The organism is Flavobacterium sp. (assembly GCF_043722275.1).
Taxonomy (GTDB): domain Bacteria; phylum Bacteroidota; class Bacteroidia; order Flavobacteriales; family Flavobacteriaceae; genus Flavobacterium.
Genome location: NZ_JAYSPC010000121.1, coordinates 1 through 10,095, shown reverse-complemented (window position 1 = coordinate 10,095; position 10,095 = coordinate 1). Strand labels below are relative to the sequence as shown.

Sequence of the window (10,095 nt, the reverse complement as noted above, 5' to 3'; positions counted from 1 at the left end):
TCAGGTTTCAGGTTTCAGGTTTCAGGTTTCAGGTTTCAGGTTTCAGGTTTCAGGTTTCAGGTTTCAGGTTTCAGGTTTCAGGTTTCAGGTTTCACATATAAAATTCCATTCGTTTTACGATTGAAATTTTATATTTTATAGATTCCAACAACTTGAAACCTGAAACCTGAAACTTTTTTAACCTCTAACTTTTAACTAACTCTAAAAAATAATTGAATTGATTTTGCAAAAATAAGGAATAACCGTATTTTTGCATCTCAAAATAAAAAATTAGTAATGGGAAGAGCGTTCGAATTTAGAAAAGGAAGAAAAATGAAACGTTGGTCAGCAATGGCTAAAACATTTACCCGAATTGGTAAAGACATCGTTATGGCCGTTAAAGAAGGTGGTCCTAACCCTGATGCCAATTCTAGATTAAGAGCTGTTATACAGAATGCTAAAGCCGCTAACATGCCTAAGGAAAATGTGGAGCGCGCGATAAAAAATGCAAGTAATAAGGATACTGCCAACTATAAAGAGATTTTGTTTGAAGGTTATGCGCCTCACGGAATTGCGATTTTGATTGAAACAGCATCTGACAACAATAATAGAACTGTAGCTAATATTCGCAGCTACTTTAATAAATGTAACGGTACAATGGGAACGCAAGGTTCTGTTGAGTTTATGTTTGACCATACTTGTAACTTCAGAATTGCTAAAGGAAATCTTGATCCTGAGGAATTAGAACTTGAACTTATTGATTTTGGTGCTGAAGAGGTTTTTGAAGATGAAGACGGAATTTTAATCTATTCGTCTTTTGGAAGTTTTGGTGCTTTGCAAAAAGAATTAGAACACAGAGGTCTTGAAATTTTATCTTCGGGTTTTGAGCGTATTCCACAAATTACAAAAGAACTTACTGAAGCTCAAATTGCAGATGTTGAAAAATTAATCGAAAAAATTGAAGAGGATGATGATGTGATGAACGTTTATCATACTATGAAGGAAGAGTAAAACTTACTTTTTATATTATAAATGAAACTCCAGAGCAATCTGGAGTTTTTTGTTTGTATAGCTTTATAGCAACTATTTATTTTTAAATCTGAGAAAATCAAATGATAGATTGTTTATTATTAAATGTTTTTCAAGATTTATAAAGCAAAAAAGCGACTAAAATTAGTCGCTTTTTATTTAATTAAATTTGTTTTTATAGATCAATTCTGTTTATGGAATTATCTGAAATTATTATTGTTTCTATACTTATAAGTAAACTCATTGGCTTGTTTATCTCCCGGCAAATTATATTTCATTACAATTTCATAATTTCCGTAACGCATAAACAAGAAATTAGAATTCTGAAAGCGTTTTGCAATTGACTCAATGCTTGTATCTCCATTAATATAGCCATTGACAACCTGATTGTCTAAATCAACCCAATCTTGTTTGTAAAGCAAAGGCATATTGTATTTAAATGGAAAATTTTCTTTTGTCCACAATTGGTTTACATTATTTTCTATACTTGTTGTGTAGTGCGCATTAAGTGGTATTGCTTTTGCCGGAACAACTCCTAATTCATTTGTATCTCTGTTAGTTATAGAATAATTACCATTTAAAGGATAATCTTTATATAAATACGGAAAAATATCTGTTGTATAATATTGATCATTAAGTTTAGACTGCGCGGTTATTATAGGTTTATTATCACTATAATTCACTCCCTGAAGATCGACAACATCAAATGCTTCCTGGCTTGAAATGGTATTAGTTAAGTAAATAATATCTGAATCTAATACTCCAAAATTATAGCCCTGCGTATTTATCGAATTCATCTTAGCTGTAAATGTTTTGTATTTACTTGTATTAAACGTGTATGATAAACGTTCAATACTGCCTTCTGCTTTGGATAATGCATCTGCCTGGTTTTCTTTTATTTGTATATCATTACCATCATTGCTAATTGTGTTTGTTTTTGACTCAGCTACTGTGTTTCTGGACGTAGTTTGTTTCAGGCTACTTACAATTGAAAAATTATATTTTTTATCCTGATCAATATTTGGCAAATCATAATATACTTCATTTGAACTGTTATTATAATTAAAAGCCGTAGGTTTTGAATTAGATGTTCCGTCCTGATCTAGTTTGACGCTTGTTGCCCAATTTGCATCTTCAAACATATAATCCTGACCGCGTTTAAGCTGAATATAACCTTTAGGATATTCTTCTTCAAGGAAATATTTTTGATCAACAACAGGATACGAAAACTTAATATTGTTAAGCGGAATATGATTTGGAGCTCCACCAGTTGTGAACAATCTCTCTTCAAGTTCTGTGGCTACTTTTCCATCAACTTTTATTGGCTGGAACGAACCATTTATCATCTTTTGGAAACTAACCTCAACCTGAACTTTTAATTCTTTATTTGGAGGTAAAATATCTGTTGAAACAAAATTAGCTTTGTCTTTCATGGAACTCCATTCCAGTATCCCCGGAATTTCTTTTGTTCCGTCAAAAACCTTGAATTTTTCTAATATTACTTTATAGGTGACATCGCCGGCATCTTCGGGAATTACAAAAGCTTCATTAACTTTCATTGAAAAAGCGGCTTGTGGTACAGCAAAAACATCAACATCTGTTGAACTTTGCTTTGGCGTTACATCTGTTATTAATTTAAGCCCTCCTAATGGTGATGCATTTTCAAATTGACATTCTTCTCCAAGTTCAAATTTAAATCGGAATTTTCCTTTTATTAATCCTCCCAGAATATTCATATTTCCTCCTACATAGCCGCGCATCCAAACTGGGTTTGGCAATTTTGCCTGCAATAAAACGGCAGCTCCTCCTGAAACAATTGGAACTTTTAATTTTAAGAATGATAATTTAATTCTGATTCCTAATTCTCCTTGTAAATATGCATACGATTGTCCGTTAGCATACCAGCCATTTATACCTACACGCTCTCCTGTATTGGAACATCTGGCTTCCTGATAATCTTTAAGCATGATATCAAATCCCATTCCGGCCTGGAAACGGGCATAAAAAAGCAAGAAACTCAAGTCGCCGGTATCAAAATCTAAACTGGCTCCAAAGGCTAAACCTCCGCCATTTGCCAATGAATTTTCATCGCGCATATAATCTAATTCTTTTGCATCGACACCTAAAATTTGTGCAACTACAGCGGGCGGTGGCGGACTTCCTGGAAGTACTGTTCCTGCCATAAAATAACTTGTGGTTTTTAAGTACATTCCTGCAAATCCTATTTTTACACCGCATCTGTCATCTGGAGTTCCCATGTACATGTACCAATCTTTCGGGTCTTTATGAAAAACTCCCCAAATGGCTCTTCCTCCCTCTCCTGTTCCTGAAAGAAAATTTCCGGGTGTATTAATATATACATCTGTTGTTGCATGCATCGAATGATTTTCAAAATCAAATTCTACTGCTGCCGCCATTTTGATCCCTACTTTAGCCGATAAATCTCCCGGAATTGATTCTTTTGCTGCAGGAATGTATTTACTGGCAAAAGAACCTTTAAGATCATTGTCGGTTACGCCCATGAAACTTTTCTTTGCAGTAACATTAGAGGTCACTTTACTCATTAAGTCGGTTACATTTTTAAGTCCAGGTATTGAGGCCATAACATTTGCTTTACCAAAAATTGCAAGTCGGTTTATTCCTCCTTTTGAGTTAAAAGCAATCTCAAAACCTGCTTCACCATCACAAACACTTTCTGAACCAATATTAAAATAAATTAAAGCTTTAATTCCTAAACTTATTTTTTCATCCGGAGTATAACTCAATCCTGATGGCGAGAAATCACCAATGGCTACATCGGGATTTCGGTGCATTTTATAATAGGCACCTCCACCAAAACCGGTAATCATGAACGGTGCCGGAACTGGCGGCCATTTTACGGCGGCATCAAAATACCAATATCTAAAAGTAGTACGACCAAAAATAGCTTTCGCTTTTACATTGACTATATCGGCAACATCTACTTCTAATTCAGCACTAAATCCGTTTCCATATACAGGGTCTTTCTCCATTAAAAGAAGACTTCCTTTTATTGTCAATCCGCTAAATTTACAGTCAATACTAATGGCCGATAAATCTAATCCGTCATATCTGCTTCGTTGCCTGTAGCCGTCATCATACATTTTACCTTTTATCCCTATTCGGGCTGTGGCTCCGGCTCCAAGACTTTCCATTAAATTAATTCCTAAATCAAAATCGATCCTGGAATTATCTCCATTAATGGCAACATTTATATTCCCAATGGAAACAGGGAAATTACCAAAGGAAACTGTGCCTTTGTAACCCATATTTCGGACAGAAATAATAGGCGAAACTGTCTGCAATTGTAGATTTTCAAATGAAATTCCTTTAAAATCAACTGTTTTTTTGCCTTCTACATCCTTATCATCAGAGGCTCCTTTATTGGTACCAATAGAAACTGTTCCGTTTAAATTTGCTTTTGGTAAAAATTTCCCATTTACTAATTTTAATTCAACAGAACTATTAGGCAGTAACAAAGCTCTTGCTTTCCAGATATCAAACGATATGGAATCTTTTGTAACAACAATTAATTGCTGCTCTTCCATAGATATAAAACCGCTATAAGCTAAACCTACTCGATTTGTTTGTGCCGGTTTAGCAGGAGTTGTGGCTGTTGCCAGAGTTGCAGTTTCTTTTTTCTCTGTTGCTTTACTAATTGGTAAAAGAATCTGACCGTTTAAATTTGCTTTTACAAAAGTATTTGCTGCAATAGTTACATCAATATGATCTAAGGAATATGCCCATGATTTTTCCTGACTTGTTATACCACGATCCAGCGGAAAAACATTATCTGCATAGAAAGTTCCCGAAACTCCAAATTTATCTATAATAAGATTCTGAGCTCCTACATGTATTCTTTCTTTACTTGATGCGGTATCTGTTGTTTGAAATTCTTTTGGAAGACCAACTTCAAAAGTCTGAATGAATACTCCTTTCCATGCTTCCTGAGTTGGTACTAAAAGTGCATTTTTAGCATAATATTCGGGAAAAATTACTGTTGGATCATTTTTTATATCACTTAAATCCAATACCGCATTACTAACCAAAAACTGGAAATTACCCTCAAAGTCTTTGCCGTTTCGTTTGTCCTTTAAAGTAAAAGGCTGCAAACTTACATTGACTAAAATATCATTCCAGCTGCTTGCCGTAAAGCTAAAATCACCTCTTACTCTATTAGGAATTTGAACTGTTTTACCGTTATAGAAGGTTTTAGGCACTGTAAGTTTTGTCTCGTCTACAGTTTTTGTGAGTGGATCAATTGGCAATATCAAATTTCTTGAAAATTCAACTGCTCCTGATATTTTCATTTCTTTAAAACCGTCGCAGTCAATTGTAACATAAGTTAGATCCGGGACTGCTCCTGTTGCCATATCAAAACCGCCATATAGCGATACCTGCCATTTATTATCACTAAACGGAATGTCAATATTACCTAATAATACTAGTTTGGCTTCTCCAATAATTCCTCCCTGATGTGATAATTTTACATTATCTGCACCAAAAAACAATTGCATTGGCTGTCCGTTTTTATCTTTTTGCGGAATATCAACTCTGCAAAAAACGGTCAAAGTTGTGTATTCCGGCGAAAAAACAGCTTTTGTTATCCCAATAGAATATTGAACATTGCTTATTGTTTTACGAATCCCTATTGGTAACTCTACCAAATCCTGATTCGAAAATTTATCTACCCAGCGGTCAGCAGCTTCGATCTTTTCGATAGAACTTGCAGCGACAGCTAATTCTTTAGGCGGTGCAATATCCTGCCCATAAGAAAAAACAACCGAAAGCATGATAAATAATACCGATAAATGCATTTTGTAAAAATTTTTCATAAGCAAATAATCCTGTTTTTTTGTAAAATAAAGCATAGTAACTTTTTTATATTTTATCCAAACTATTTTTGAAACGATCTATAGATTTCTTTTTTATTTAAAGAATCACATTTTATGATCATTAATTATTCTTTAAATATTTAAATTCAACTTCATCATCTTTGACACTTTTAATGGCTAAATCATGATAATACGGAATTAGTTTTATCTTCAATTCTTCTACTATTTCTGTATCTGTTTTTTTGTCTTTCATCATTTTAAAGAAGTGACTTAACTCTTCTTTATTAAAATTTGAAAAGTTTTCATTTTTATGAATTTCATCTGCAGATGTATTCGCAAGGATCGAAATTTCATTAATCATCCATCGATGTACTAATAAAGGCTGTAACTTTTTATTTTTTCTTTCGACTAATTTTAAATAAGAATTATAGCTGGTTTTATTCGTCACATCCTGTTCACTTACGCCATGCATTTTATGTTTATTCACTCTTCCTAATGCCATGACATAATCATTTTCGAATCCTTCATCTTTTCGAATCATGTCTTCTCGTAGACTTTGTACTGTTTCCAGAATATATTTGTTATATCGGTCTAAAATATCATTATTTAAATCGTACGCTTTTAAATAATCTAAAGCTTTTTCTTCAAAACTTTTATCATCAGGAGTTAGGGTTGTGAGAGTCAACAAATGCTGCAATTCATCTGAATCTTCTTTTGGCATTGGTCGCAACGCAAGCTGAAGATCCTGTAATTGTTTTATGATTTCATTTCTAGTTCCTTCGTACGTTTTGTCTTTATGTTTTATTTTTAAAATAGGATCTGATGCAATTTTGGTTTCTTCTTTACGCTCTTTTTTAGCCGGTAATTTTAGTTTATCAATGGAATAAGCATAATTTAATGTAGCGGTCAAATCATTAAATTTTTGAGCATTAGTACTGTTTCTAAACATTGAAATAACACTCATATTAAAATTATGCTGTTCGAGCAATAAATAACTGCTATTGAATTTTACTCCAAATACTGAACTTGAATTCATATTTCCCTGCGAAGTATTATACAGAAATCCCAAATTAGTATTCAGCTTATCTTTGAATAACTTTTTTGAAGCTCCAACTGAGGCTCCAATTGATGAATTATCGTTTTGACTTACTTGATTACTGGTGTAATTAAGGGAGCTGTTTAAGCCAATTTTCGTTTGTAGAAAATTTACTGAATGTGCTACATTATAATTCTGAACGGTGCTCGCCTGTCCTCTTCGTATCACGCCTCCCTGCTCATTTGCTTGTCCTGCAATGCTATAATTGAAATTTAAATTTTGATTTCTCTTTTTTCCAAAAGAATATGACATATTCATATTGGCATTTTGCGATAATTGCCTGTACTGTAACGTATCAGCCTGGACTACGTTTGGATTGTTGATAAGCTCAAACTGATCTAATTTTTTATTGGTATAAGTAGAAAAATTAGAATAACTTCCTGTAAAATTTATTTGGTCTGTTACTCTGTAATTCATATTTATCGAACCAACAACGCGTTTAGTATCTTGCTTTTTTACTTTTGCAAGATCATCTCTCTGATATCCTAAACTTGTAGATACGGTAATTTTATCCTGATAAAAAGGACGGGCAAATCGCAATGCTATATTTTCTAAATCATTATTAAAATACAATGCTCCTAATGTGTTATAATTAGGATCAATACGTTCGTATGTTAATCCAATGATGCTTTTTTGAATATTATAATCAAAATTTACATTTAATGCGTTCAAATAACTGGTGCTTTCTTTACTGGAAAATAATTTATTCCTTAAATTTCCTCCTGAAAGATTTTTACTTCTGGTATCATCGGTTAAAACAGATAAAGCATATTCAACATTCAAATTTAAATTTTTAATTAGAGACGTACTGAATATCAAACTGTTTACAAAATTTTCTTTTGGAGTAACTCCTTTATCATATACTAAGTTTAATGAATTCACATTATCTTTTGCGTAGAAACCAATCCAGCCAATTTTATATTGTTGCTGCTCAAAACCTATTTTAGCTCCGTAACCGTTACGTTGATATACCGGAATTCCTCCCATTGCATCGTCTCCTTCAACTGCTTTTAGTAATTGTCCTCCCATTAAGGTTATTTTAAACGGGCTTTGTGGCGTAAGTTCTAAACCAACTCCCTTAAACGGAAAACCGCTTAATGTGTAAGGCGAAAACGTCATACTTACATTCCCAATATATGCTTTAACCCACTTGTATTTAGGCATAATACTTAATCTGTTAAAATCAAATGGGGCTGTATAGCCTAAATTTTTTCCCTGATTGGTAATGCTATAAAATAACGGAACACTAAAATTAAAAGCACTAATATTCAAATTTCCCGAAAGCAAATAGGTAAAAGGCTCACGTGCATTTGGCATACTGGAAGTATAATACATCGCATTCGCGTTTACACTACCTGTAACTTTAAAATTTGGTTTGTAAAAATTCTCTAAATCTACATCTTGCGCATATCCTTTCCTGCAAATACAACAGGCAAAAACAATACATAACCAAAACAAGATTTTTTTATTCTCTATCTTCATTTACTGGTTATTGTTTTTGTACTTTGATGTCGCATAAAATATAAGAACTTGTGCCGTTCTTTACCATATCTTTAATTTTGATGGCTCCTTTTCTTCCGTCTTGTGTTTTAAATAATATAATTCTTGGGTACGTAAACCCGAATTCCTGTGCTCCTGCTGCGCTATAATTTATATTTAAAGTTTTTATCGGACTATCGTTTACCATTGCATCAAACTGAGCTTCGGTAAAATTTAATCCACAGCTGCACAAATTTTGAGAGTTTACAAAAATGGTACTTTGTGCATTTTTTAATTCTAAAAAACCATAGTTATTTGCCTGATCCGGCGATACGAATCTATTGTAGGTGAAATTGTTATTTAAACCCTGAAAAACAATATCAATCAAACTGCTGTTCTGATCGTTAATTTCATTTGCTTTATAAACCTGTCTTGTTACTGTTGAGAACATCGCACCAATATTGTTATTGTTATGTGCTGCATTTATTCCCAATTTAACGTTGGTTAAAATGCGCAAATTCGTATCCGGTAAAACGGTAATGGTTGATTTATAAATTTGGCTTGTTTTATCATTCAAAGCTTCTAATGTAACTTCATGATTACCCGCATTTGTAAAAACAACTATAGGATTTTGTTCTGTTGAAGTTGCCGGAATTCCGCCTTCAAAATTCCATTTATAACTTGTTGCACTAATTGATTTATTCGTAAAATTAATTGTTACCGGAGCTTCATAATCATCATCTTCGAACTTTGGCTCATATGAAAACAAGCTCACTAAATAAGGTGCAACCGTTATAGTCTGTGTTTGTTTATCTGATTCAAAACCATTAGAAACCGTTAAGGTAATCGTGTGTTCTCCCGGCGTTGTAAATACAACATTTGGCGGTGTTTTACCTGTAAAAACTGCTGGCATTCCGCCCTGAAAATCCCATTTAAAAGTTAATCCTTCTCCAACAGTTGTGTTTTTTAAAACTACCTCAACCGGAGAATAATTGCTTTTGATGATTTCATGTGAAAACTCAATATTAAGTCCTTCCTTAATTAGTACTGTTTTACTAAATTCATTACTCTCGCCGTCTACATTTGTAGCTGTTAATTTTATGGTATAAGTACCTTGTTTGTTGTACAATATTTCGCCCGGATTTTTTTGAGAAGAACTTGACGGATTTCCTCCTTCAAATGTCCATTCGTATTTATCTGCACCGGTAATTTTATTGTCTATTTTTATAATAACAGGAATAGATTCGTCATCGTTGGCATACGAAGTCGTAAAATCACCTTCTATGGCTATAGAAGTTTCCTGATAACAAGAGGTAATAACAATAAATAAGAGTAAGAGTAAAGTTTTTTTCATTCAGTTTATTTTAAACACTACAACTTTTAAAGGTTGTAGTGTTTTTAATCTTTTTATTTTTCTGCTAAAAATTATAAATAACGTTTGATTATTTTATCGGTAGAAATTGCCCAGACAACATTATTTTTATAAGCTATTGTTCTAATAGATTGGTCGTGTGTATAATCAAGAATCCAAGAAACTCCACCATCTGTAGTTTTATAAATTTTATTTTCTAAAACTGCCCAACCTGTGTTAGCATCTTTAAAAGTGAATTTTGTGAATTTTTCTCCTGTATAAACTTTACTCCAGGTATCGCCTCCATT

General features: G+C 33.1%; 5 protein-coding genes. 1 reads left to right on the top strand and 4 read right to left on the bottom strand.

Going from position 1 to position 10,095, the window contains the following annotated elements; translation table 11 throughout:
• Positions 1–276: 276 nt before the first annotated feature.
• The gene (locus ACHZDT_RS15215) at positions 277–990 is read left to right on the top strand and encodes a YebC/PmpR family DNA-binding transcriptional regulator (RefSeq protein ID WP_394775473.1); all 714 of its coding nucleotides are present in this window, start codon (positions 277–279) and stop codon (positions 988–990) included.
• Between the two features lie 218 nt (positions 991–1,208).
• Here ACHZDT_RS15215 and ACHZDT_RS15210 read toward each other — a convergent pair whose 3' ends face one another.
• The 4 genes from ACHZDT_RS15210 to ACHZDT_RS15195 all read right to left on the bottom strand — a co-directional run.
• On the bottom strand, positions 1,209–5,861 hold the full coding sequence (locus ACHZDT_RS15210; protein ID WP_394775472.1) for a hypothetical protein: 4,653 nt from the start codon (positions 5,859–5,861) through the stop codon (positions 1,209–1,211).
• Between the two features lie 121 nt (positions 5,862–5,982).
• Entirely contained in the window at positions 5,983–8,439 is a 2,457-nt protein-coding gene (locus ACHZDT_RS15205; RefSeq protein ID WP_394775471.1) for a hypothetical protein, read from the bottom strand.
• A gap of 7 nt (positions 8,440–8,446) precedes the next feature.
• On the bottom strand, positions 8,447–9,790 hold the full coding sequence (locus ACHZDT_RS15200; RefSeq protein WP_394775470.1) for a PKD domain-containing protein: 1,344 nt from the start codon (positions 9,788–9,790) through the stop codon (positions 8,447–8,449).
• A 71-nt stretch (positions 9,791–9,861) separates the two neighbouring features.
• Positions 9,862–10,095: WD40/YVTN/BNR-like repeat-containing protein (locus ACHZDT_RS15195; RefSeq protein WP_394775469.1), on the bottom strand; the 234-nt coding region annotated here is incomplete at its 5' end.